24 protein-coding genes are annotated in these 24,647 nt (G+C 60.2%); 8 read left to right on the top strand and 16 right to left on the bottom strand.

Annotated features, from left to right (window positions below; all coding sequences use genetic code 11):
• Positions 1 to 185 precede the first annotated feature (185 nt).
• From KO516_RS07635 to KO516_RS07605, 7 genes are all read right to left on the bottom strand, one after another.
• Complete coding sequence (locus tag KO516_RS07635; protein WP_252737463.1) at positions 186 to 2,459, bottom strand: hypothetical protein; 2,274 nt, start codon at positions 2,457 to 2,459, stop codon at positions 186 to 188.
• On the bottom strand, positions 2,456 to 3,325 hold the full coding sequence (gene motA, locus KO516_RS07630) for a flagellar motor stator protein MotA (protein ID WP_216003187.1): 870 nt from the start codon (positions 3,323 to 3,325) through the stop codon (positions 2,456 to 2,458). The genes KO516_RS07635 and motA overlap by 4 nt, the downstream gene beginning before the upstream one ends.
• 90 nt (positions 3,326 to 3,415) lie before the next feature.
• Positions 3,416 to 4,519 (bottom strand): flagellar basal body P-ring protein FlgI, encoded by a 1,104-nt coding sequence (locus tag KO516_RS07625; protein ID WP_216003186.1) that lies wholly within the window; start codon positions 4,517 to 4,519, stop codon positions 3,416 to 3,418.
• A complete protein-coding gene (locus tag KO516_RS07620) occupies positions 4,519 to 5,520 on the bottom strand; it encodes a flagellin (RefSeq protein WP_216003185.1) in 1,002 nt (333 codons plus the stop codon). The genes KO516_RS07625 and KO516_RS07620 overlap by 1 nt, the downstream gene beginning before the upstream one ends.
• Before the next feature lie 10 nt (positions 5,521 to 5,530).
• On the bottom strand, positions 5,531 to 6,988 hold the full coding sequence (gene flgK, locus KO516_RS07615; RefSeq protein WP_216003184.1) for a flagellar hook-associated protein FlgK: 1,458 nt from the start codon (positions 6,986 to 6,988) through the stop codon (positions 5,531 to 5,533).
• A 37-nt stretch (positions 6,989 to 7,025) separates the two neighbouring features.
• Positions 7,026 to 8,324 (bottom strand): flagellar hook protein FlgE, encoded by a 1,299-nt coding sequence (locus KO516_RS07610; protein ID WP_216003183.1) that lies wholly within the window; start codon positions 8,322 to 8,324, stop codon positions 7,026 to 7,028.
• Between the two features lie 136 nt (positions 8,325 to 8,460).
• The gene (locus KO516_RS07605) at positions 8,461 to 9,306 is read right to left on the bottom strand and encodes a flagellar motor protein MotB (protein WP_216003182.1); all 846 of its coding nucleotides are present in this window, start codon (positions 9,304 to 9,306) and stop codon (positions 8,461 to 8,463) included.
• A gap of 217 nt (positions 9,307 to 9,523) precedes the next feature.
• On the opposite strand from KO516_RS07605, the gene KO516_RS07600 reads away from it, so the two are divergent.
• Together KO516_RS07600 and KO516_RS07595 are read left to right on the top strand one after the other, a co-directional pair.
• Positions 9,524 to 11,677 carry a YjbH domain-containing protein gene (locus KO516_RS07600; RefSeq protein ID WP_216003181.1) on the top strand — a complete coding sequence of 718 codons (2,154 nt, stop codon included), beginning with the start codon at positions 9,524 to 9,526 and terminating at the stop codon, positions 11,675 to 11,677.
• Positions 11,674 to 12,330 carry a YjbF family lipoprotein gene (locus KO516_RS07595; protein WP_216003180.1) on the top strand — a complete coding sequence of 219 codons (657 nt, stop codon included), beginning with the start codon at positions 11,674 to 11,676 and terminating at the stop codon, positions 12,328 to 12,330. Before KO516_RS07600 ends, KO516_RS07595 begins: the two co-directional genes overlap by 4 nt.
• Positions 12,331 to 12,338: 8 nt before the next feature.
• Here KO516_RS07595 and KO516_RS07590 read toward each other — a convergent pair whose 3' ends face one another.
• Positions 12,339 to 12,950, bottom strand: coding sequence for a sugar transferase (locus KO516_RS07590; protein WP_216003179.1), 612 nt, complete (start codon positions 12,948 to 12,950; stop codon positions 12,339 to 12,341).
• 271 nt (positions 12,951 to 13,221) lie between these two features.
• Between KO516_RS07590 and KO516_RS07585 the strand changes: the two genes are divergently transcribed.
• The gene (locus KO516_RS07585; protein WP_371742041.1) at positions 13,222 to 14,247 is read left to right on the top strand and encodes a polysaccharide biosynthesis/export family protein; all 1,026 of its coding nucleotides are present in this window, start codon (positions 13,222 to 13,224) and stop codon (positions 14,245 to 14,247) included.
• Positions 14,248 to 14,317: 70 nt separating this feature from the next.
• Here the strand turns inward: KO516_RS07585 and KO516_RS07580 are convergent, their stop codons facing one another.
• Entirely contained in the window at positions 14,318 to 14,740 is a 423-nt protein-coding gene (locus tag KO516_RS07580; RefSeq protein ID WP_216003177.1) for a cytochrome c family protein, read from the bottom strand.
• A gap of 140 nt (positions 14,741 to 14,880) precedes the next feature.
• Here KO516_RS07580 and idi point away from each other — a divergent pair, with 140 nt between their 5' ends.
• Positions 14,881 to 15,405 carry an isopentenyl-diphosphate Delta-isomerase gene (gene idi, locus KO516_RS07575; RefSeq protein WP_216003176.1) on the top strand — a complete coding sequence of 175 codons (525 nt, stop codon included), beginning with the start codon at positions 14,881 to 14,883 and terminating at the stop codon, positions 15,403 to 15,405.
• Here the strand turns inward: idi and KO516_RS07570 are convergent.
• From KO516_RS07570 to KO516_RS07560, 3 genes are read right to left on the bottom strand one after another with little or no spacing between them, the layout of a single operon-like run.
• A complete protein-coding gene (locus KO516_RS07570) occupies positions 15,389 to 15,973 on the bottom strand; it encodes a Smr/MutS family protein (protein WP_216003175.1) in 585 nt (194 codons plus the stop codon). The two genes, idi and KO516_RS07570, sit on opposite strands and share 17 nt — an antisense overlap.
• Positions 15,970 to 17,022 (bottom strand): murein transglycosylase A, encoded by a 1,053-nt coding sequence (locus KO516_RS07565; protein WP_216003174.1) that lies wholly within the window; start codon positions 17,020 to 17,022, stop codon positions 15,970 to 15,972. The genes KO516_RS07570 and KO516_RS07565 overlap by 4 nt, the downstream gene beginning before the upstream one ends.
• 3 nt (positions 17,023 to 17,025) lie before the next feature.
• On the bottom strand, positions 17,026 to 17,685 hold the full coding sequence (locus KO516_RS07560; protein WP_216003173.1) for a Tim44/TimA family putative adaptor protein: 660 nt from the start codon (positions 17,683 to 17,685) through the stop codon (positions 17,026 to 17,028).
• A gap of 105 nt (positions 17,686 to 17,790) precedes the next feature.
• Between KO516_RS07560 and KO516_RS07555 the strand changes: the two genes are divergently transcribed.
• Both KO516_RS07555 and secB read left to right on the top strand, forming a co-directional pair.
• Positions 17,791 to 18,270 carry an FxsA family protein gene (locus KO516_RS07555; RefSeq protein ID WP_216003172.1) on the top strand — a complete coding sequence of 160 codons (480 nt, stop codon included), beginning with the start codon at positions 17,791 to 17,793 and terminating at the stop codon, positions 18,268 to 18,270.
• Between the two features lie 57 nt (positions 18,271 to 18,327).
• Positions 18,328 to 18,846, top strand: a complete 519-nt coding sequence (gene secB, locus KO516_RS07550; RefSeq protein WP_216003171.1) for a protein-export chaperone SecB — start codon at positions 18,328 to 18,330, stop codon at positions 18,844 to 18,846.
• 1 nt (position 18,847) lies between these two features.
• Here the strand turns inward: secB and dnaQ are convergent, their stop codons facing one another.
• Genes dnaQ through KO516_RS07530 form a run of 4 tightly spaced genes read right to left on the bottom strand, consistent with a single transcriptional unit; the run spans position 18,848 to position 21,540 of the window.
• Positions 18,848 to 19,534: a DNA polymerase III subunit epsilon gene (dnaQ, locus tag KO516_RS07545; protein ID WP_216003170.1), complete on the bottom strand. Its 687-nt coding sequence runs from the start codon at positions 19,532 to 19,534 to the stop codon at positions 18,848 to 18,850.
• Positions 19,527 to 20,114, bottom strand: a complete 588-nt coding sequence (gene coaE, locus KO516_RS07540; protein WP_216003169.1) for a dephospho-CoA kinase — start codon at positions 20,112 to 20,114, stop codon at positions 19,527 to 19,529. The genes dnaQ and coaE overlap by 8 nt, the downstream gene beginning before the upstream one ends.
• Complete coding sequence (locus tag KO516_RS07535) at positions 20,114 to 20,944, bottom strand: shikimate dehydrogenase (protein ID WP_216003168.1); 831 nt, start codon at positions 20,942 to 20,944, stop codon at positions 20,114 to 20,116. The genes coaE and KO516_RS07535 overlap by 1 nt, the downstream gene beginning before the upstream one ends.
• Entirely contained in the window at positions 20,941 to 21,540 is a 600-nt protein-coding gene (locus tag KO516_RS07530; protein WP_216003229.1) for a nucleoside triphosphate pyrophosphatase, read from the bottom strand. Before KO516_RS07530 ends, KO516_RS07535 begins: the two co-directional genes overlap by 4 nt.
• A 529-nt stretch (positions 21,541 to 22,069) precedes the next feature.
• Here KO516_RS07530 and rho point away from each other — a divergent pair.
• Positions 22,070 to 23,341, top strand: a complete 1,272-nt coding sequence (rho, locus tag KO516_RS07525) for a transcription termination factor Rho (protein ID WP_216003167.1) — start codon at positions 22,070 to 22,072, stop codon at positions 23,339 to 23,341.
• Between the two features lie 21 nt (positions 23,342 to 23,362).
• Positions 23,363 to 24,646, top strand: coding sequence for a tRNA uridine-5-carboxymethylaminomethyl(34) synthesis GTPase MnmE (gene mnmE / locus KO516_RS07520; RefSeq protein ID WP_216003166.1), 1,284 nt, complete (start codon positions 23,363 to 23,365; stop codon positions 24,644 to 24,646).
• Position 24,647 lies beyond the last annotated feature (1 nt).

Below are 24,647 nucleotides of genomic sequence, written 5' to 3'. Positions count from 1 at the left end.
TTCGGCGCGCTCTGCTGAGGAGTTTTGCCTGATAGACGGCCCGCAAGGTCCTCTGGTCGCCTCGGAGCGGCCTGTCTGGCAGTCATCTTTTCTGGAATGATCGAGCATTGTGATCCACGATCCCTTCTGGAGCGATAGACCATCGCTAGCTGAGCATGGTTTATATTCGGTAACTTCCGCTTAGATCATTCGGCGGGAATCCGCGTTGCTTCGAGAAGCGCCCTGATCGTGTTAACGGTTTCGGCGCCCGAACCAGCAAGGATTTCAGCGATAGCAAGGCTTGGAGCATTGGTCAGAGGATCGGGGATCTGTTCCTCGCGCATTTGCATCGCTGCACTCAGGACATCCGGCTCGCCCTCCATGGCAAGCGATGGATCCCCGGCCAGCCACGCCGAAGTTCGAGCATCCTGTATGTCGCCAAGGCTGTTATAGGCTTCAGCGGCATAATGATAATCTCCCATCATGCGACGAGCCTTTGCACGAAGCCCAAGGATTTTTTCGCCTTCGAGACCGACCAGAGATATTTCAGCTTGTTCCGGTTCACGCTGGGCGAGATGGGCCATTGCACGCAGTATCCGGACCTGTGGCTCGCGCTTATCAATTCCAGCAAAATCAAGCCACCGTGCCGCAGGCTGCGGCAGACCGAGATCAAGAAGGCGCCTGGCAACAAGGAGTGCGCTTTGTGGAGATGCAACCCCGTCGTAGCGGTCTGGATATGCGAGTGCATGCTTCAAGAAAGCCGTATCATGCGCCTGCTCGGTCAGTAACGTCAGAAGATCGGTCGCAGCCTTCGCCCGTATGGTTTCAGGGTATGTCGGCTGATCGAACAGGTTACCAAAGCCTTCATCATACTGCCCATTTGCCGTCAGTGCGCGCAAATGTGCGAGCCAAAGCTCAGGCCCCTGCTCGGTATCACGCAACTCGGTCGAATAGGCCCCAGACAAATCCGCTAGCCTTTCGTTCACCGTCTCTCGGTTCTCTGTCGCAAGCTCTATGGCTTGCACCATGGCTTCCGGTGCGTTCGGCCCGGGTTTGACGGCGATTTCGTTCAAAACCTGGTGCGCATCAGCATGAGAGCCGTCGATTCGGTCAATTTGCGCCTCACTGAACATCATGTCCTCGTTCACGCCGCCGGTTGCACGTTCAAGGCGTGCGAGCACGTTACGGGCAGGTTCGGGCAAGCCTTCCTCGGCAAAGCGCGTTGCAAGCCGGGGTCCAAGCAACGTTCGCAGACGTAGTGGCAGCCCTTCAAAGGTCGCGAGAATCGCATTTTCGTTGATTGCGGAATTGGTTGGCAGATCCTTAGAACCGATCAGCGCCCAGAACGAAACCACGCCATCGCAATCTCCCTGCCCTGCGAAGACTCCGGCACGGTCGGTATCGCCATCCACAATTCTCGCTAGCGCGTAAAGGACCGATTCGTGGCCCTCGAGTTCAAGGTCGAGCAAGGCGCGCGCCTCGGTGCCAAACCCGATGCTGATATAGGCTCTGGCCAATTTGATCATCGCCTCATGATCCAGGCGATCAAATTCACCAAAGAGCTTTCCGCGCAGTTCCGGAATGCTGCCCTTCAGTGGGTCTTCACCACCCCAGCTTGCCAAATCGAGTTCCTGATCGGGTACGCACCCGCTACCACCGATCCTTACGCGCGATTGCATGTCACCTGGCACTCGACCGGATATGGCAGTTTCAAGCGCACGCACTGCAGGCGCCGGTGCCGATTGGGTGCCTTGTAGCGTCTCTTTGCTAGAGAAGGGGTCCGAGACCGTCGCCTCGTTCTCTTCCGGTTTGGGGATGTAACGCATCGCTGAATCCAACAACCCGTCCGTCGCTGCGGTTGCCAGTTGCTCCGCAAGCATCTGTTCGAACTGTCTGGGATTGATTCCCTCTGCAGGTGCAGTATCCGGGCTTGCTGTTTGCTCTGAACGGCTTGCTACCGGGCTGAAACTTGGAAGCAGGGAATTTTCACCCGACTCCAAGCCAATACCAGGATTCTGGCCTATCCGGACACCCGAAGGGAACGACGTTGTCGAGTCAGCTTCCGAGGCTTGCCCAATGGGCTTGGCTGAAGGCTGATTCTTGAGAATCTCCCGAGTCACAAATTCGCCCAAGCGAAGATCGACCACGAGCATGCGATCAGTCGCTAAATAGGACCGTGGCACGCATGCGCAACCCAGAGCAATTCTTACACCTCGGCCTTCAGACAAGTCTGAAATCCCTGTAACGCGACCATCACTCAGACGTTCGAGCGCTCGCGACACATCGAAACTCAGGTCGCCTTGTTCGAAGATCACATCGATCGCGCTGCTCGAGATCTGCTCGACAGACCAGTCGAGCTCGGCCGGAAGGTCAAGGACAACCCGAGTGAAGTCGCCATGCTCTCCCGATCGAACGCGTACCTCCTGTGCCCACGAAGGGAAGGCGACGAAAAAGATGATGATAGTCAATATCCGGGTCATGCCGCATCCTGCTTGACCGATTTCAACGCCTCTTCGAGATCCGTAAAACTCGGCCTGAAATGTGCCGGGGTATTCTGGCGCCCGACTTCGATGCAGATGTTCGTTGCGTGATTGTGCAGGTTCGCAACGAGCACTTCGCGGATCAGCTGGTAGAAATGCATGTCTTCTTCGACCACTGCCTTCACCTTCGTCGCGAACGGGCCCATGAAGCCATAGGCAAGGAACACGCCGAGAAACGTTCCGACCAACGCGCCACCGATCATCTTCCCAAGCACTTCCGGTGGCTGGTCGATCGCAGCCATTGTCTTGATAACACCAAGCACGGCTGCAACGATTCCCAACGCCGGTAGACTGTCCGCCAAGCTTTGCAATGCATGATTTGAATGCATTTTGTGATGCTCGAGCGCTTCGATTCTCTTGTCGAGCACCTCTTCGACCTGATGCGGATCGTCATAGTTCATCGACATCGAACGCATGGTATCGCAGACCAGTTCGACAGCGAGCGTGTCGCTCTGGATCCGCGGATACTTGGAAAAAATCGAAGATTCCTTCGGCGATTCAACGTGCTCTTCGATGGCAACCGGGCTCTGTCGCGCGAGACGGATCAACTCGAACAGCAGGCACAACAGATCACGATAGTCCTGCGGCTTCCACTTGGCGCCCTTGAAGACCTTGCCGATGTCCTGCAGCGTATGCTTCACAACACCTATATCGTTGCCGATCAGGAACGTGCCAAGAGCGGCGCCACCGATCATCATCATTTCGAAGGGAAGCGACTTGAGAATGATGCCAAGCTTGCCCCCAGCGAGAATGTAACCGCCGAAAACCATGGCAAAAATCACGACGATCCCAATGATCCCCAACATAGGGCGACTCCTTCACCTTTGACGATCAGACCCTAATCCCGCAGCGGTTAACAAAGCCTCATTAAGCTTCCGCCAGAGGATAGGATGCGACTACATGACCAGAAATTCCGCGTGCAATGCACCGGCGGCCTTGATGCTCTTGAGTATGTCGATCATGTCGCGGGGCGAAACACCCAGCGCATTCAGCCCGGAAATCACTTCGGAAAGCGATGTTCCACTGGGAACCTCTGCGAGACCGATACCCGGTTCCTCGGTGATTTCAGCCTGCGTGCGTGGCACGACGACGGTCTGACCTTCTCCGAACGGGCTTGGCTGGACGGTCAGGGGTGTTTCTTCGATCCGCAGTGTCAAATTGCCCTGTGATACCGCAACACGCGAAATACGGACGTCCTCCCCCATAACGATCGTACCTGACCGCTGGTCGACCACGACACGCGCGCGCCGTTCCGGCTCGACAGGAAGGTTCTCAATGGCGACCACAACGCGGGCTGGAGACCCGCCTCCAGCCCGACGAAGATCAATCGAAACCGTTCCTGCATCGGTCATCTCGGCGACACCGCGCCCAACATTGGCGTTGATCACCCTTTCGATACGCGCCGCAGTGGTAAAATCGGGCTCGCGTAGTGCCAAACGCAGAATCGATAAATCGGAAAATTCGAATTCGACTTCCCGTTCGATCCGCGCGCCAGCAGGGATCACCCCGGAGGTCGGAACCCCCTGCACGACCCGCGCCGCGTCTCCCTGGGCCTCGACCCCGCCCGCGATGACCGTCCCTTGCGCCACCGCGTAGATCTGGCCGTCTGCAGCATTCAGCGGGGTCATGATCAGCGTTCCGCCAAGCAGACTTTTCGCATCGCCAATCGCCGAGACCGTCACGTCGATCTGGCTGCCGGCCCGTCCGAACGGCGGCAGCCTGCTCGTGACAAAAACTGCAGCGACATTGCGTGGCCGAAACTGCTCCCCGGTCACGTTCACGCCAAGGCGCTCAAGGATGTTCTGCATGATCTCTTCGGTGAAAGGCGCATTTCGCAAGCCGTCGCCCGTTCCGTTCAGCCCAACCACGAGACCGTAGCCGACAAGATCGTTCGATCGAACGCCATCGACCTCGACGAGATCCTTTATGCGAACAGACTGCGCGTCGGCGAAACCGCCAAGAAGCCCCATACACAGCGTGAGCAAACTCAGAAGCCGCATCACATATACTCCACCAACGACATCCGCGACGACCGGACGGTGATCGCGTAGATCGCTTCGAGTTGCGAGCGCGTGTTCTCGTAGGCGGTGGCGGCCTCGTATTCATCGGTTCCGACAAGCTCGTTGCGTGCAATCATCGTCGCCGTGCGTTCGCTCGAATTGCGCGTCACGGTTTCCTCGATACGGCTTTCCAATGCGCCCAGACCAGCCCGCAGTTCGACCACCTGCGCCTGCGACGTCTGAAGGTCGAGACCGGCAGTTGAGATCAGCTCGGTCTTAACCTCCTTCGAAAATCCCAGATCATTGCTGCTTGCCAGCACAGCCTTGGCCACCGCCTTGAGCGTATCGCGGAACACCTGATCATCGGCCCGGATATCGACCTGCGCACTGTCGGTATCCGACAGCCGCATCGCTGCAAGCGACGTGCTCGACCCCTGATAAGCGAAGGTTTCAAACCCCCCGCCTGCGGTGTCGAACCATGTATCCAGCGCCGTTTCAACACCGGCAGAGGTCGTCTGACCTGCAAGAACCGTCTCGAGCTCCGCCAGCAGGTCTTCACTGCTGACCAGAGGCGGTGTGTCTGTCGCCGTGCCCGAAAACAGGAACCGCCCGCCAATCGATCGGTTCAGGGCGTTTGTCATCTGGTCGAGCGCGTTGCCGGCCAAAGTCGACAGCGTGTTCATCATCTCATCGGTCTGGGTCAACTCGACCTTGAGAAGATCTTGCGAAAGGCTCTCGGAACTGGTCTGGATCTCTTCGAGCGTGCTTTGCATGATGCTGGTGATCGTCGTCGCCTCGGCCGTATTCACCCGGTAGGTCTCAAGCCGTGCAAGACTGCGGTCGATCGATAGCAGTCCGCTGACGTCGCCTCCAAGATGTGCGGCCTTGTCGCTGACGAAACCGGTCGCGATTTCCACCGCGAGGCTGTCCATATTGGCATTGAGGCGGTTCTGCTGGGAACGGAGGACCAGGGTCCTGGCCATATCGCCTACGGTATCCATGATTGGCTCCTCAGATGTTCAGAAGGGTTTGCATGAGGTCATCGACCGCGCTCACGACGCGGGCGTTGGCGGCATAGTGTTGTTCGAGCAGCAACAGATCCTGAAGTTCGGCATCGGTATCGACACCCTTGGACAGTTCGAGCTCTTTCAGCGCGGTATTCTGTGCGCTGCTGAAGCTTTGCTCGCCGTCCGCCCGCACCCGCGCGGCAGATACGGCGGAAACCAGACCGGACACATGCTCACTGAAGCTGCTCGTCCCGGTGCCAAGGCTCGATGAATCCGGAATGTTCAGGCTGTCCAGCGCATCCGAATAGGCCGAGATCAGACTGGAATCCCCAACATTCCCTTGCGTCGCCGCGCCAAGCCCGTCTCGAAGGCGCCAGGTGCCCGATCCGTTGGGGTCGACCAGTGCGTTCAAAGAGATCCGGCCTGCAAGCCCGACTTCATCCAGAGGATCGAAGGCGCCGCCCGCGTCGGTGAAAAGGCCGGGATCGCCGACGGCAATCGTTGTGTCGGGGCCGCCAGCTGCGAAGCGATCGATCAGATCGCGGGCGATGCCATCGACCACGGCCTGCATATCGACCGCCACCACATCCCTGATCTGAAACTGAGCACCTAGCGAGCCGCCTCCGAGCGGGCCGTCGTTGCTGCTATTGATCGGGTTTCCGTTGATCGTGAGACCCGAAAGGCCCCCGCCCGCGAGGGTCAGATCCGACGTCACCGGATCCTGCGGCGTGAAGTCCACAACCGCTGGCTCGGTGCTGAACGACGGATCGTACAAAACTGTTCCCGAAGCCGCGTAGATCGCAAGCGTGCCGTGTTCTCGCTCGACCGTGCGCAATGGCGCGATCTCCGCGATCGAATCCAGCACTCTTTGTCGTTCGTCCATCAACGAGGAGGGATCCCCGTTGCGCACCACGCGTTCGGCGATCGCATCATTGAGTTGCTTCACCTGCTGAAGCGAACCGTTCAGGGATTCTACTTGCTTCGCGATCGTGCGATCTGCATCGCTCCGCGACACCTGCAAAGTGCCGCTGACCTTGTTCAGCATATCGGTGAAATTCTGTGCCGACAGCGCCAGTGACTTAAGCCGCTGCGTCGACGACGGATCCGATCCCGCCGACAACAGCGCATTCTCGAAGTTGGAATAAAGCGAGGTCAGTGACCCCGCCTCGCCGCTTTCCCCGAGCACGCCTTCGATCTTGCTGGTAAAAGCCTGCATGTCATTGGCGTAGCCGGATTGCGCATCCGATAGCCGGCGGTCCGCAAGGACCACCGCATCGACGTTTCGCGTCACGCCGTCGATGCCAACCCCGCCCCCGGAAACGGAGTTGGACGAGACATCGAGCGAGCGCTGACCATAGCTTTCGGTCGTGGCATTCGAGATGTTGGATGAGACGAGAGCCGACTTTCGCGCCTGCATGGTGAGGCCGCTCAAGGCGTTGGACAAAGCTCCGGATAGTGACATTCAGCGGCCTCCTTGATTGAACCGACGCCCTATGGCGTCAGCGTTTCATGTTCGTGGTTTCCTGAAGCATCTCGTCCACGGTCTGGATGACCTTTGCATTGGACGAGTAGGCGCGCTGGGTGCGGATCATGTCCGTCAGTTCCTGCGCGATGTCGGTCGACGATTCCTGACGGGCGTAGGATTTCACGCTGCCTGTCGGGCCGTCACCGGCATCCCACAAGAAGAACGACCCGCTGTCCTTCGAAGGCCGGAAGGTCGAACCATCGACCGCGTCCATCCCATTGTAGTTCGGCAGGTCCGCCAGCGGCACCTGATACAGCACCCGGCTTTGCCCGCTGTCGTAAAGCGCGCTGACATAACCGCTTTCATCCACCTCGACCGACACCATGTTGCCGACCGAAGACCCATCCTTGGTCATCGAGATGGGTGCAAAACTGCTGCCAAGCTGCGACAGACCGCCGGTCGTTCCGATGGAGCCGATCTCGACCTCGATCGGGCCGCCCACGACGTTGACAGTGAAGGTTCCCGATGCCGCGTCGTAAGCGCCGCCAGCAGCGCCCACCGCAACCGACGCGATGGTGCCACCCGAGCCGGTCGTGCCATCGAAGGTGATGGTGTATTCGCCGATCGGAGTCGCCGGATCGGCCGAATCGGTCATCACCATCGTCCATTCATTCGATGTTCCGGTCGCGGGAACCGTTGGCGTGAAGTTGATCGAGATGCTCTGCGAGATGCCGACGTTGTCGAAATACTCGATCTCGAGGTACTCTGGCTCCCCGGCGCTGCCAGCCTGGGTTGCTGTCGCCGGCAGGTTCAGCGCCATTCCGACAGATGTGGTCGGATCGCCGGTCAGGCTGGGGCTGAAACTGATCGGCTCAAGCCCATTGATCGTGTCTCGCGGATAGTTCGGAATCGAACCGTCGAGATTCGCCGGCCAGCCCATCAGGTAATACCCCGCTTCGCTGGCGAGATAGCCGTCTTCGTTGATGCGGAACGACCCGGTCGATGACAGCAGCATCTCGGGCTCGCCAGTGGCCTCATACTGCGACGCAGAAACCACCGGCAGCATGCCGAGGCCGTCGACCGCAAGATCGGTCGCGTTCGAGGTCGACACCAGCGCACCGCCGTTGTCGATCAGGCGCAGGTTGTCGACCTTGGTTCCACCTGCGGTATAGGTCGACCCGCCACTGGACATTACCAGAGCAGTGAAATCCGTTTCGACCCGGCGATAGCCGTAGGTCGACGAGTTCGCGATATTGTCAGAGATTGCGGCAAGACGGGTTGCGTTGCCGGCAAGCCCGGATACACCCGCATTGAGCGAAGAAGAAATTGTCATGACACGCCTTTCTGCTGTCTCGGTCAGAAATACCGACACAACAGATAGGCCCGTGGCCTTAACGTGACGCTAACAGCTAAAACTGGATCAATTACCCTGAGCGCTTTCGCCGGACCGCAAGGCCCGACGAGCGGATTCAACGGTTGCGCAGGAAGATAACCTCGATGCGATTGTTGCGCGGGTCCATCGGGTTGCGCTGACTCGGTTCGCGATCTGCATGAGCGGTCACCCGCTCGACGCGCGCCTTGGGCAAGCCGTCGGCGATCAGCAACTGGCGGAAATTATCTGCCCGCTCGGACGATTTATCCCACGACGGATCCCTTGCGATGACAAGCGGATACGCTGCAGTGTGGCCTTCAACCGCCAATCCATTGGTCACCAGACTGGACACCCGCTCGATCACGCCTCCAAGCGCGCGCAGCAGGTCTGTCGGCTGATCATCAGCCGTGAACAGCGGCGCTTCGCTGGTTTCGAACAGCTCTACGATGAGACCCTCATCCGTCACCCGCGTCACGATGTGCCGCATCAGGTGATCCTCGACCATGCTTTCGCCGCCGCGGGCGTTGAGCGCCTGCTCAAGCTCGCGCAAAGCCTGTTCTTCGGCCTGCCGGGCACCCTCGCCCGCTTCGGCGCCGGGGCTCAGCACACCGCTCGCTTGCTTGTGCGATGTCGGGCGCAGACTGGTCGCGCCCGTACCGACCTGAGACAGCGTTTGTTCGGACAACATACTGTCCCCGCCAAGCATCCCGTCGCCGCCGCCCGACACCCGCGCAATGGCGACTGTCGGGCTGAAATAATCCGCAAGCCCCTTGCGTTGCTTTTCCGTTGTCGCGTTCAAAAGCCACATCAAAAGGAAGAAAGCCATCATAGCGGTCACGAAGTCCGCGTAAGCGACTTTCCAGGCCCCACCATGGTGCCCGTCGCCGCCTGAAACTTTCTTTCTCTTGATGATGATCGGCGCGACGTTGCTGTCGACAGCCATTTTCACCACCTATTTAGTCACCCCGCAGCGACCTTAGAGGCACAGGCATTACCCTGCGCTTAACAAATAAAACTGTCGGCTTAACGGGTGATTTCGGGCATCTCTGGTCGTGCCGTATTTCCCACAGGCAACCCGCGCCGCGCGCGTGCGCGTGGACAGCTCCGCCAGCATCCTCTAGCTCTTGGGAAAACCAGACATCCGGACGCAGGGGCGAGGCATGGAAGCGAAGGCAGGGTTCAGACCGGTACGGGCGTGGTGCCTTGCGGGGACCGCCGCAGCTGCGGTGTGCCTCGGGTTGCCGACCGGCGCGCAGCAGGTGCCAAGCTTCAATACCTATGGCGTTCCCGGCCTGATCGACATGCCAAGCGCCGAGATGGCCCCGGATGCCACCATCAGCCTGACCTATGGGCGGATCGACGAAAGCAATCGCGGTGCGATCACCTTTCAGCTGACGCCGCGCCTTTCGGGCACCTTCCGCTATGCCGGGATCGGCAATTTCGACGATCCCAACAGCAACGCCGACGGGGTCTATTACGACCGCAGCTTCGATCTGCGCTTTCAGCTGCTCACCGAAACCTCGATCCGGCCTGCCGTTGCCATCGGCTTGCAGGATTTCATCGGCACCGGGATCTATAGCGGCGAATACATCGTCGCGACCAAGACCGTCGGGCAGAAACTTAAGGCGACCGCCGGTCTGGGCTGGGGTCGGCTTGGCAGCTACAATCCGCTTGGCAGCTATGGCGAGCGACCGGGTAACCTGCTGGGCAGCGGCGGACTGCCGACCTATGATCGCTGGTTCCGCGGCGACATCGCCGGGTTCGGCGGACTGGCCTATCAATTCAACGACGATCTAACGCTGAAGCTGGAATATTCCTCGGATGCCTATGACGATGAATCCGATCGCGGTGGTTTCGAACACAATTCGCCGCTGAACTACGGCGTCGAATACCGCCTGCCCAACGATGCCCGTCTGGCGCTGTATTATGCCTATGGCAGCACACTTGGCTTTCAACTCTCCTACCCGATGAATCCCAAAACGCTGGGAATTCCCGGCGGGCTTGAAGCGGGCGGCTTGCCGGTGCGTCGCCGCCCGGCCAACAGCGTCAGCGATCTGGGCTGGACCGGCGCACTTGCCGCCTACGAGGACAACACCCGCCAGCGCCTTATCACCAGCCTGCAAGCCGATGATCTGAGCATCGAGGGCTACCAGCTCGAGCCGCATCGCGCCACGATCCGGCTGCGCAACGAGCATTACGGACGCCCGGCGCAGGCCATCGGCCGCGCTGCCCGCGCCATGACTCGCATCATGCCGGATTCGGTCGAGGAATTCGTCATCATCCCGGTCGAGAACGGCACGCCGATGTCGGCCATCACGCTCAGGCGCAGCGATCTGGAAAACCTCGAAAACGATGCGGCGGTCGAAATGCTCGCCCGCGCCTCGATCACCGATGCCTATGGCAAGGCCCCGCCCTCGACCATCCCGGTCACTCCGAAATTCAGCTGGTCGTTGACCTCCTATTACGAAACCTCGACTTTCGACCCCGACGCGCCGTTCCGGCTCGACATCGGCGCGCAGCTTGGCGCGTCGTGGCAGATCACCCCGAACCTGTCGCTGTCGGGCGCGTTCCGCAAACGCGTGATCGGCAACATCCACGAGACGGAGCGCCTGTCGCCATCCGAACTGCCCCGGGCACGCACCGACACCACCCTTTACGCCCAGAACGGCGACCCCAAGCTGCGCGACCTCGTGCTGGCATGGAACGGTCGCGTCGGGCCGGACCTGTATGGCCGGGTCTCTGCCGGCTATCTGGAATCGATGTACGCCGGGGTGTCCAGCGAAGTGCTGTGGAAGCCGGTCGACAGCGCGCTGGCGCTGGGGGTCGAAGTGAACTTCGTGCGTCGCCGCGATTACGACCAGCTGTTCGCGCTGATGGACAACACCACCTACGAGCCCTTCAGCGACGTCACCCGCGAAATCCCCGATTTCAACGGCCATGTCTCGGCCTATTACGATTTCGGCGGTGGCTATACCGGACAGATGGATATCGGGCGCTACCTTGCGGGTGACTGGGGCACCACGCTGACCGTCGGGCGTGAATTCGCCAACGGCTGGAAATTCGGCGCGTTTGCCACCTTTACCAACGTGTCTAGCGACGAATTCGGCGAAGGCTCGTTCGACAAGGGCATCACGCTGACCATCCCGATGAGCGTCGGCATCGGCACTCCCACCCGCGAGTATGACACCACGGTCATTCGCCCCATCACCCGCGACGGCGGTGCACGCCTGTCGGTTCCGGGGCGGCTTTATGGCAACGTGCGCACGTGGCACGAAGACGAAATCACCGACAGCTGGGGAAGGTTCTGGAGATGATCCGCCGCATCGCACTGCTCGCCGCGCTTGTGGGTCTTGCCGCCTGCAGCAACGATCCCGAATACAAAAGCCCGATCGACGTGACCTCTGCCGTGCTGTTCAAAGGCAAGAGCGCACCATCGCAGATCACCCCTCAGCAGATCGTCGCGACGCTGAGCACCACACCGCTGCCGGTGATTTTCCTCAGCCTGCCCGACCGCGAGACGCAGGCGCTATTGCTGCGCATCGAACAGAACGGCCCCTATGCCACCTACGCCAACAAGGCGCGCCAGTCGGTGGTTCTGCGCGATGGCATGATCACTGGCACGCGCGGGCTCAGCGGCGATCTGATGTCGACCGATCAGGGCCCGCTGCTGGATCTGGTGCGGGCACGCCGGACCGGCACCGCCAGCTACATCCAGCGCTGGCTCACGCCAGAAGACGTCACCCGCGTCGTCACCTACAGCTGCGGCGTCGAGCCGGACCAGCCGGTCGACGTGGCGCTCGGGCTGGTAAAGGCGCAGGCGACTGAGGTCATCGCCGCCTGTGAAAGCCCCGATGGCCCGGCCTTCGTCGATTACTACGTGGTGGATGGCAGCGGCGAAATCCTTGCCTCGCGGCAATGGCTTGGGCCCAACATCGGCTATGCGGTGCTACACCGTTTGCGGAAATAAACCCGCGATCAGTGCAGCGAGATACGCCGCAGCACCGTGGCCAGCATAAGACGCAGATCGTAGCACAACGTCCGTCGCTGCTGATAGATCATGTCGAGCTCTGCCTTGCGTGGAATGCAGCGGCGGCAATAGACTTCCTCGGTCTCGTCCTTGCTGCGGCAGGGCGCCAGAAGCCGCTCTTCGGTGCGGTGAAACACCAGCGTTGCAAGACCGGTGACGCCGGGGCGCGAGCGCAGAACGCTTGAATAGATCTCGGGATGGCTTTCGGTATAGCGGCGAAGCGGCGGGCGCGGGCCGACAAAGCTGATATCGCCGACCAGAATATTCCAAAGCTGCGGAATCTCGTCGAGCCGATAGCGCCGCATGAAGCCTCCGGTGCGGGTGATACGGCTGGTCTTGTCGCCCCCCGACACGCCCCGGTCATCGGCATCGGGCCGCATGGTGCGGAATTTCCACAGGGTGAACCCCTCGTCCATGCTGCGCATCCGTTCGGACAGGTACAGCACCGGGCGGCCATCCAGCAACAGGATCGCCAGCGCCAGCGCCACGATGAGAGGCGACAGCACCACAATCAGCAAAAGGGCGATGATGATATCGAAAATACGCTTTGAAAGGGTCATTCCGGCCTTTGGCCCCGATTTCGCGCTGAAACCCGCCGATCTGCCCGGCGCTGCTGCTTTAGGGCCACGTCGCCCGTCCTGTTTGCGGTTTTCCTTGGACAACACGCTGTCTATCATGAAACGGACGCATTAAGAAAGCCATTGTGACACCTACGACATTCCGGGGGACCACCTTTTGTTGCGATCACGTCTTATTCTTGTTGCCTGCGCGTCGGCCCTTGCCCTTTCGGGGTGTAGCATCGTTCCTCGCGGCGCTGCCCTGCACTCTGAAGTGCTTCGCGAAGCCAATTCCAGCACCCCGACATTCGAAGTCGTGCCGGTCACCCGTGCCAACATGCCGATGGTCGCGTCCTGGCCCCGCACCGGCTGGGAGAACGACTTCGGCTGGCCGGGAACGTCGAACGGGTCGAACGTCAACGTGATCCAGACCGGCGACAAGGTCGATATCGTGATCTGGGACAGCCAGGAAAACTCGCTGATCACCAGCGCGACGGAAAAGGCCGCGCCCCTGAGCGGCGTCGAGGTCGGTGCCAACGGGGCGGTCTTCGTGCCTTATGTCGGGCAGGTGTACATCCGCGGCATGAGTCCCGATGAGGCACGCGGCAAGATTCAGAGCGAGCTGGTGCAGATCGCCCCTTCGGCGCAGGTGCAGCTGAGCCTGACGCAGGGCCGCGCCAATTCGGTCGAGCTGGTCGGCGGCGTCGAGGAGCCGGGGGCCTTCCCAATGCCGTCGCGCAATTACAAGGTGCTGGGGCTGATCGCCGATGGCGGCGGCATCCTGCCGACGCTGCGCAATCCGCGCGTGCGGCTCATTCGCGGCGGTACGACCTATGAAACCTCGGCCGACAGCCTGCTGGCCAACGGTGAACGCAACGCGCTGCTGATGCCGGGCGATACGGTCATCATCCAGCAGGACAACCACAGCTTTACCGCGCTTGGCGCGGCGGGCAGCGAAGATCTGGTGTATTTCCCCAAGGACAATCTGAGCGCGATGGAGGCTGTCACCCTGATGGGCGGTCTTCAGGACAGCCGCGCCGATCCCAAGGGCGTGCTGGTGCTGCGCGAATACCCGGTGCGGGCGCTGCGCTCTGATGGCAGTGCGCCGTCGATGCAGCAGGTGGTGTTCACCTTCGATCTGACCTCGACGGATGGGCTGTTCGCGGCCAAACAGTTCCGGATCAACCCCAGTGACACGGTTTACGCCACCGAATCTCCGATTCCGGCGGCATCTTCGGTCCTTAGCCTCGTCGGCACCACCTTCGGCATCACGCGCCAGGTTCAGAACCTCGACAATTGAACCCACTTTGCGGCATGAAAAAAGGGGCGCATCCCGCGATGCGCCCCTTTTGCGTTGCAACGCCTGCGGATCACTCGGGACTGACCGAATTCAGGTAGGCGTAAAGATCCATCGCGCCGGTCCTTAGCTTGAAGGACATGCCAGAGCGGGCGCCATCGTCGCCAAGGTATTCCTTGAGGAACCCGGACGGATCGACGACATATTCTTCGAAGCTGGCTTCGTCCCAGACCAGCCCCTTTTCTCCAGCTTCGACAAGCGAGGCCTTGTAGCGCGGGAAATCAGGATCGGTTCCTGCGGCGCGGCCGATCACGCCATAAAGGTTCGGCCCGGTCCGGCCACCCTTGAAGATCATCTCTCCATCGGGTGCGACGATGGAATGGCACGACCGGCAGCTCTTCTTGAAGATCTGCTCGCCAGCCTCCGCATCCTGTGCCTGCGCCATGCTTCCGGCAAGCATCACTGCGGCGCATGCCGTGGCTATCTTGAAACTCATCCCGTGTTCTCCCGTGACAGGTTGTCTGGCGGTCAACCTAGCCGAAGGGATGCATTCCCGCCAAGGGCGACACCCGCGTCATGCGACCAAATGACAGTGCCGGCTTGACGTTCGCGGCCCATGCGGGGAAAGACACCGACATGAACACGCATATTCCTGCATGGATCGACGGCACGCTCACGCCGGTTGAAAAGCTCGACGCGCACCTGCGCGGGTTGCGACACATGGCCGTGTCGGTGTTTGTGCGCCGCGGCGACAAGATCCTGTTGCAACGACGGGCGCTGGGGAAATACCACACCCCCGGTCTTTGGGCGAACACCTGCTGCACCCATCCGTTCTGGGACGAGCCGCCTCTGGTCTGCGCCGCCCGGCGACTAGACGAAGAGCTTGGGCTGCGCGGCCTTGCGCTGTCGCCGCGCGGGCAGGTGGAATATCGCGCCGATGTAGGCGCAGGCATGATCGAACACGAGCTGGTCGATATTTTCACCGCCACCGCGCCCGAGGGGCAAGAACCGGAGCCAAATCCCGCAGAGGTGATGGAGACGCGCTGGATGTCGCTTGCCGCGCTGCGCGACAGCATCGCCGAAATGCCGGAACAGTTCACGCCGTGGCTACGGATCTATCTCGACCAGCACTCGGATCAGATCTTCAGCGCCGCTTCCTGAGATAGACGTAATAGGCCCCGCCGCCGCCATGCTTGTTGTGCGCTTCCGAGACCTGTAGCACGGCCTGCGCCACCGGAGGTAGGCGAAGCCATTGCGGCACCTGCGTTTTCAGCACACCTCGACGGCGCGGCATCGGGTCATGCGGGTCTTCGCGCAGGCCCTTGCCCGTGATCACCAGCACCAGACGCAGCGCCCGTGTCTGCGACATCAGGATAAACCGGATCAGTTCCGGATGAGCCTGATCCAGCGTCATGCCATGCAGATCAAGCCGCGCCTCGGGCAACAGCTTGCCGCGCCGCATGGTCTTGTAGGCCTTGGCATCCATGTTCAGCGGCGCGCTTTTCAGACGGTCTGCGGTGGTGCCATAGAAATCGTGGGTCTCGGCGACCGGGGTAGCACGATCGCCAAGGCTGAAGGCGGGCAGGGGGTCTGGCTTCTGTCGCGGCGGTGCCGGCTTCGGCGCGGGCTTGGGGGCTTCGCGCATTGGCCGGCCGGGAAGCCGTTCGGTGGAACTGGCGACAAGGTTCCACAGCTCGAGCTCGTCGGGCCGCAATCGGCGGCGGCTCATTGGATCAGGTCCGGCAGCAAAGCATAGGCGCGCTGAATCGGCATCAGCACCACCATGCGACCGGGGTCCTTTATCGCGCCAGCGGCGCGCCCTGCGGCATCGCCGGTGCCAAAGAAGATGTCGGCCCGCTGCGCGCCCTTTATCGCCGACCCGGTATCCTGCGCGATCATAAGCCGGTGCAGCGGCGTGCGCCCGGCTTTCTCGATCCACACCGGCGCGCCAAGCGGGGTATAGGCCGGGTCGACGGCGATCGAGCGCATCGTGGTGATCGACCGGTTCATCGCGCCAAGCGGACCACGATCGGCAGGCACCTCGGTGACGTTACGGAAGAACACATAAGACGGGTTGGTGAACAGCAGCTCTTCGCCGGCAAAGGGATTGCTGCGCACCCAATCCTTGATGCGCTGCGCCGACACCTCATGGGCGGAAAACGTGCCGCGCTGGATCAACTCTTGCCCGACCGAGCGATACTCGTGACCGTTGGCCCCGGCGTAGCCGACCCTGAGATGACGACCATCCGGCAGGCGAATGCGGCCCGAGCCCTGGATCTGCAGAAAAAACAGCTCCACCGGATCGTCGACCCAAGCGATTTCCAACCCGCGCCCGGCCATCACCCCGGACATCAGGATCTCGCGCCGCGACAACCACGGGCGCTGCATCTGCGCCTCGGGCGGCATCTGGTAGACCGGGTAGCGATAGCGCGGGGTCTGCACCAGCGAGCCGTCAAGCTCCGGTTCGAAATAGCCGGTGAACAGGCCGGATGCACCGTCTCGGATCAGGACAGGGCGGAAGAAAAGTTGAAAAAATGACGTAGCATCAGTGGTTTCACGTGCAACATTGCACAGGCTGCGCCAATCCGGGTCATCCATATCGCCGCAGGTCTCACGAAACACTGAAAGGGCCGCGGAATGATCATCCTCGGCCCAACCGTCCAGATCCGCGAAGTCGAGAACCTGATAAGTGATGTCTGTTTCTGCCGCGCTCATGCCGCCTGCCGGGATCACCCAGGCCAACGCGACAACCAGCGCGGCCCGGATTGCCCGCCTCATGTCTTATTCGTCGGTCGCCACAAGCTGCCAGTTGGGATCGTCGCTTCCCATGATGCGGCCGTAGGTCCACACGTCCTTCTGTTTGGTCACCGAGGTGGCCGACCCTTCGATCACCTCTCCTGCGGCATTCTTGACCACTTGGGTCAGTTCGCCAACATATTTCACGGTCACTTCGCCGCGGCGGCTCGCCTCGTCAAAAGTTGCATCCACAAGCGTCATTTCGCGAACGCCTGCGAAACTCGCCTCGATGGTCAGGCCCTGCTGACGGCGCTGTTCGATCACCTCTTCGAAGCTCTCGTAGACCTCGGGGGACAGAAAATCGCGCAGATCCTCGATGTCGCCGTTTTCAAAGCCCATCAGGATCATCTCGTAGGCACCGCGCGCGCCGCCAAGAAATTCGCCGACATTGAACGCGGGATCGGCGCGTTTCATCTGCGCCAGCGCTTCGGCGGCGGGGCTGCCTTCGGAGACATGGTCGGTGATGTCGAGATCGGGACCGCCTTCGATCACCTCGAAATCGGGGCGGCGGTCGCTGCGGTTCGCGGGGGCCGGGGCCTTAGGTTTTTCGAACCCGTCCCGTGTCCCCAGCACGCTGCGCAGTCTCAGGATCAGAAATATTGCGATCCCGGCAAGAACCAGAAGCTGGACGATGGGCGTGTTCATTGTCACCTCATTCGGGGGCAAACGTGGAAAATCGTGTGGTTCCGTCTTATGTAGGGGCTGGGCCCGCTCAAGTCTACCGGCCCGCGAGACGATAGGAGACCGCGCATGTGGCTTTTTCTGGCATTCCTCATGGTGCCACTGATCGAAATCGGCCTGTTCATCCAGGTCGGAAGCCTGATCGGCCTCTGGCCGACGCTGGCCATCGTGGTGATCACCGCGATCATCGGCACATCGCTGGTGCGTTCGCAGGGGTTGCGGGCGCTTGGCCAATTGCAGGGGTCTTTCTCGCGGCTCGAAGATCCAACCACGCCGCTGGCGCATGGCGCGATGATCCTGCTGGCCGGTGCCTTGCTGCTGACACCGGGGTTTTTCACCGATGCCTGCGGCTTTGCGTTGTTGGTGCCGGGGGTGCGCAGCGCCGTGATGCGCCACATCGCCGCCCGGGTGAAAGTCACACGGTTCGAGATGGGCGCGCGCCCCGCGCCGCAGCGGCCCGCCAACCGCGACGTCATCGACGCAGATTACACCGAAGTGTCGTCTGACAAACGCCCAAACCACCCCGGTTCGGGCTGGACGAAGCATTGAGGCACGCCCGCGAGGCTGCTATTGCAGAACAAAGCTTTTCCGAGGAGAGACACGAAAATGGCTGAATACCAGCAGGAAAACCCGAACGGGCAGGCAAGCGCAGCCGCCCCGGCGCCGGTCAAGATGAACGTTCTTGCGCAATTCGTGCGTGACATGTCGTTCGAGAACATCCTTGCGCAGAAAGGCTCCACCGGCGAGGTGCAGCCCGACGTTCAGGTTCAGGTCAACCTCGACGCCAAGAAGCGCAATGTCGAGCACCAGTTCGAGGTGGTCATCAAGCTGAAGGTCGAATCCAAATCCAAGGGCACCAACGACACGCTGTTCATCCTTGAAATGGACTACGCCGGTGTGTTCCACATCGAGAACGTGCCCGAAGACCAGATGCATCCGTTCCTGCTGATCGAATGCCCCCGGATGCTGTTCCCCTTCGCGCGTCGGATCATTTCCGATGTGACCCGCGATGGCGGTTTCCCGCCGCTGAACCTCGAGATGATCGACTTTGTGGCGCTGTACCGCAACGAGATCGCGCGCCGTCAGCAGGCCAATGCCTCGGGCGAACAGAAGCTCGACGCCTGAGTCAGCGCGACCACAGGGCGTTTGCCCCAAGTTTTTCAACGAAGGCGGCGTGAGCCGCCTTTTCGTTTTCCGTAAGGCGCGACGGCAGCGGTTCGCGGCGCCTTTGCGGGCGCCAATCATCATCGGACGGGCCGTCATTGCCCTTTTGCCGCGCGGGTGCAAGCACCAGATCTGGCTGTTTTCCGCCGATAAGCTCTAGATATACCTCAGCAAGGATTTCCGAGTCGAGAAGCGCGCCGTGCAGCGTGCGCGACGAATTGTCGATGCCAAAGCGCCGACACAGCGAATCCAGCGACGCGGGCGAGCCGGGAAATTTCCGGCGCGCGATATCCAGCGTGTCGATGGCGCAACCCTTTGGAAACTGAGGCTTTCCAGCCCATTTCAGTTCGGCGTTGAGGAATTTCACGTCAAAACTGGCGTTGTGGATCACCATCTTGCTATCGCCGACAAAGGCGAGGAACTCGTCGACGATTTTCGCGAACTTGGGCTTGTCGCGCAGGAAATCGTCTCCCAGCCCGTGCACCTGAAACGCTTCTTGCGGCATCGAGCGTTCGGGATTGATGTATTGGTGATAGGTATTCCCTGTCGGCACGTGGTTGAACAGCTCTACCGCGCCGATTTCCACGATCCGGTCACCGGTTTCCGGCTCGAAACCCGTGGTTTCGGTGTCGAGAACGATCTCACGCATCCTGCCTGCTCCTGATATCCGTCATGATTTCGACGACCTGCTGGCGTGCATGGTCCAGCGTGTCGGTAAATATGACGTAATCGCTTTTTGCGCATTTGTCTTGGTTCGGCATCTGACGGCTTAGAATACGGTCCAGATCCGCCGCGCTCATGGTGCCGCGCGCCAGCACCCGCGCACGCTGTTCGTCCTGTGGAACGCTGACGCAGGCAACGGCATCCATCTCGGCCTCAGCGCCGGTTTCAAACAGCAACGGAATGTCGAACACACCGATACCATCCTGTGCCGCAGCAAAATGCTCCCGATCCTGACGGACAAGCGGATGCACCAGCGCCTCGATCCGGGGCAGGGCGGTGGGGTCGGCGGCGATGATCGCGCGCAAGTGGTCCCGTGATATTGCGCCGTCAACGATCGCATCCGGAAATATTTCTCGCATAGGATCGACGGCCGCGCCGCCCTTTGCATATAACCGGTGCACAGCCGCGTCCGCGTCCCACAACGCACAGCCTTCCTCGGCAAACATCTGCGCGGTGGTCGATTTCCCCATTCCGATAGAACCGGTCAGCCCGAGCCGAAAGCGCATCACAGGATCGCTGCGCGGGTCGCCTCGTCTACCTCGGGGCGTTTACCGAACCAGCGCTCAAACCCCGGAACTGCTTGATGGATCAGCATTCCCAGACCATCGACGCAGGTGCAGCCCTGCTCTGCGGCCACTCTCAGGAACCGCGTCTGAAGCGGCGTATATACCAGATCGGTCACCACCGTTCCCTTGCGAAGACCATCGAGCGGCACCCGCAGTTCTGCCTTCCCGGCCATGCCGAGCGAGGTCGAATTGACCACCAGAGCGGCGTCATCCAGCACGTTGCCAGCCTGCACCCATTCGACCACCCGCACCCGGCTGCCGAATTCATTCTTGAGCGCATCGGCGCGCAGCCGTGTGCGGTTGGTCAGCCGGATTTCGGGCGCGCCCAGTTCCAGAAGTGACGCGATTACCGCGCGAGCCGCGCCCCCCGCGCCAAACACCACGGCCGGCCCCGCCGCAGCATCCCAGCCGGGTGCACCTTGGCGCAGGTTTTCAATGAATCCGTAACCATCTGTATTATCAGCGTGAATCTTGCCATCCGCGCGAAATATCACGGTGTTCACCGCACCAATCCGCGTCGCACGATCAGACACCACATCGGCGATTTCGAGCATCTTTTCCTTGTAGGGAATGGTCACGTTAACCCCGACGAAACCAAGTTTGGGCAGGGTACGGACAGCGGCCTCGAAATCTTCGGCGGCGATCTCAAGCGGAACGTAATGACCCGGCAGGCCATAGGCGCGCAGCCAATGACCATGCAGGCGCGGCGACCGGGAATGAGCAACGGGCGCACCGATGACACCAGCAAGAGGAATGGAAGGTACAGTCATGATGCGATGATCCCCCGGTCGATAAGAAAGGAAAGCAATTCCAGCAGGGGAAGGCCAAGCACGGTGAAATGATCTCCGTCGACGCGTGCGAACAGCCGCACGCCCTCTTCCTCTATCTTGTAGCCGCCCACGGAATGGCGAATGCTGTCCCAGTTGCGTGCAATGTAATCGTCCAGGTAAGCGTCGGACAGCTCGCGCATCATCAGACGTGCCACGCCAACATGACGCCAGACCGGCTCGCCGTCCTGATAGATCACCGCCGCCGACAGCAGCTGATGCCGCTGGCCACGCAGTTTCTGCAGCTGATTGCGCGCGTCTTCGGGGGTTTCGGGTTTGGCAAAGACCTTGTGATCGAAGGCAAGCACCTGATCGCATCCCAGGACGAAGCTGCCAGGCGACCTTGTGGATACTTTGCGCGCCTTGTACTCGGCCAGCGCGTCCGCGAGATCACGTGGCGACGCGCCTTCGGCTTCAAGCGCCAGCCGGATGGCCTGTTCATCGATTCTTGCAGGCTCGATTCGGTGCGGAACCCCCGCATTGCGCAACATCTGCGCCCGGATTTCGGACCCGGAGGCGAGGATAAGCGCCGTCGTCATGTGGAAAACCCTGTTCAAAAATCCTGAATCTTGCGTAGGACTGTTCTGGGGAAAATTCACCGAACTTTCAAGACAGTGGAAAACTCCCGAGTCCTCCATGGCCCCGTGCCGATTCCTCCGCCTGTGAACAAGGATAACTTCAAACGGTGGATGAGATCGGCTCAGGAAAGTTTTCCCATGTTTCTCAACCATTGCTTTCGTGCGTTGAAACCCTTCATTCATTGGGTTTCTAGGAAAAAACTCGCTGAGTCGGCCACACAAGATACACCGACTTATCCACAGGACGTTTGGTTCTGGAAAACTCGGGGATGACTCAATTATCCACCGCAAAACGCGGGCCTTACTTCCACATCATCCTTAAATCTTTCTTTTCTATTTTCTTAGAAAGGCGTCCTGGGGATACGCGTCACGCAAAGATTGACTCACAGGGCGCTGATCATTAGATCCGATCCTCAAGCCCGTCCGGGCAGACAGTTTCCCGAAGACAGTATGACATTGTGGCCGCTCCTACGGCCCGGAAGGATATGTAATGAGCATCGAAAAGCTCAACCTCTCCGACCTGAAGGCCCAGAGCCCCAAGGATCTCCTCGCCATGGCGGAGGAGCTCGAAATCGAAAACGCCTCGACCATGCGCAAGGGCGAGATGATGTTCCAGATCCTGCGCGAGCGGGCCGACGAAGACTGGCAGATCTTCGGCGACGGCGTGCTTGAGGTCTTGCAGGACGGTTTCGGATTCTTGCGCTCGCCCGAGGCAAACTATCTGCCTGGTCCTGACGACATCTACGTCTCGCCCGACATGATCCGGAAGTATTCGCTGCGCACCGGCGACACCGTCGACGGTGAAATGAAGGCGCCCGACAACGACGAGCGCTACTTTGCGCTGGTCGACGTGACGCTGATCAACTTCGAAGATCCCGAAAAGGCGCGTCACAAGATCGCCTTCGACAACCTGACGCCGCTCTATCCCGACGAGCGCCTGAAAATGGAGGTCGAAGATCCGACAATCCGTGATCGTTCGGCACGGATCATCGACCTGGTGTCGCCTATCGGGAAGGGCCAGCGCTCGCTGATCGTTGCACCGCCGCGCACCGGCAAGACGGTACTGTTGCAGAACATCGCGAGCAGCATCGAAAAGAACCATCCCGAATGTTATCTCATCGTTCTGCTGATCGACGAGAGACCTGAAGAAGTGACCGACATGCAGCGTTCGGTGAAGGGGGAGGTGATTTCTTCAACCTTTGACGAACCGGCCACGCGGCACGTTGCTGTCTCCGAGATGGTCATCGAAAAAGCTAAGCGGCTCGTCGAACACAAGCGAGATGTGGTTATTCTTCTTGATTCGATCACAAGGCTTGGTAGAGCTTTCAACACCGTGGTTCCGAGCTCCGGCAAGGTGCTAACGGGCGGTGTGGATGCCAACGCGCTGCAGCGCCCAAAACGGTTCTTTGGTGCGGCACGGAATATCGAAGAGGGCGGCTCGCTAACCATCATCGCAACGGCGCTGATCGACACTGGCAGCCGGATGGACGAAGTCATCTTTGAAGAATTCAAGGGCACCGGCAACTCCGAGATCGTGCTCGATCGCAAGATCGCCGACAAGCGGGTGTTCCCGGCGCTCGACATCCTGAAATCGGGGACCCGGAAGGAAGATCTTCTGATCGACAAGGTCGACCTGCAGAAAACCTTCGTGCTACGCCGTATTCTCAACCCGATGGGCACCACCGATGCCATCGAATTCCTGTTGTCGAAGCTGAAGCAGACCAAGACAAACAGCGAATTCTTTGACTCGATGAACAGTTAAGCGTCGCCCCGGGAGGCCGGATTGGACAGCATCTTCGCTCTTGCAAGCGCGCCCGGGAAAGCCGGAGTCGCGGTGGTTCGGGTATCCGGTCCGCGCGCGTGGGACGCTGTCCGGGCGTTGACCGGATCAGTGCCTCTGCCGCGGCAATCCTCGCTGCGCCGCTTGCGCGATGCGTGTGGCGAGGTTCTGGACGAAGCGCTGGTACTTGTGTTCGACGAGGGCGCAAGTTTCACCGGCGAAAAAGTCGCAGAACTTCACTTGCATGGCAGCATCGCGACGCAACGGGCTGTTCTCCGGCGGCTGTCCGAATTTGACGGGTTGCGGCTCGCCGAAGCGGGGGAGTTCACTCGACGGGCGCTTGAAAACAACCGGCTGGACTTGACCCAGGTTGAAGCTTTGTCGGATCTCATAGAAGCCGAAACAGAAAGTCAGCGTGTGCAGGCGCTGCGTGTTTTTTCCGGGAAGCTTGGTGAACGGATAGAACTCTGGCGCAAGCAGTTGATTGAGGCCGCATCGCTGCTTGAGGCGGTCATTGATTTCGCGGATGAAGAGGTGCCTGTCGACGTTACCGAACGGGTAAGCTACCTCGTCAAAGAGACGATTCAGTCCCTTGAGCGCGAAATTTCTGGAATCTCCGCTGCAGAAAGGTTGCGAACTGGTTTTGAAGTCGCAATCGTTGGTGCCCCAAATGTCGGAAAGTCGACGTTGCTAAATGCGCTCGCTGGTCGAGAGGCCGCGATCACATCCGAGCTCGCGGGTACCACGAGAGATGTGATTGAAGTAAGGATGGAGATTGATGGCCTTCCTGTGACTCTTCTTGATACTGCAGGCCTTCGCGAGACAGACGATTATGTGGAGCAGATCGGCATCTCACGTGCACTTGAGCGTGCAAAAACGTCCGATTTGCGCGTTCTGCTCTTGGGGGATGGCGTCTCGCCAGAAATTGACTTGAGCCCTGATGACATCGTCGTACGGTCAAAGTCAGACATCACCGGCATTGATGGCGGGATTTCGGCGGTAACGGGGCAGGGGATCGATGAGCTGGTCGGTCAGATTGGTGATCTTCTGAAAGACAGGGTTTCGTCCGCCGGGTTGGCATCGCGTGAGCGGCATCGTGTCGCCTTTCTCGCCGGTCAGAACTGGCTCAAGCAAGCGCTTGCACATTTGGCATTTGGTCCGGAACGATACGACCTCTCTGCAGAAGAAATCCGCACGGCCATTCGTGCGCTTGAGGTTTTGATCGGTCGTATTGACGTTGAGAATCTGCTAGACGAGATATTCTCAAGTTTCTGTATCGGCAAGTAGG

Origin of the sequence: Citreicella sp. C3M06 (assembly GCF_018860705.1) — a bacterium.
GTDB lineage: Bacteria > Pseudomonadota > Alphaproteobacteria > Rhodobacterales > Rhodobacteraceae > Salipiger.
Note: the sequence above shows the minus strand (reverse complement) of the source record. Positions and strands in the feature narration are given on the sequence as shown.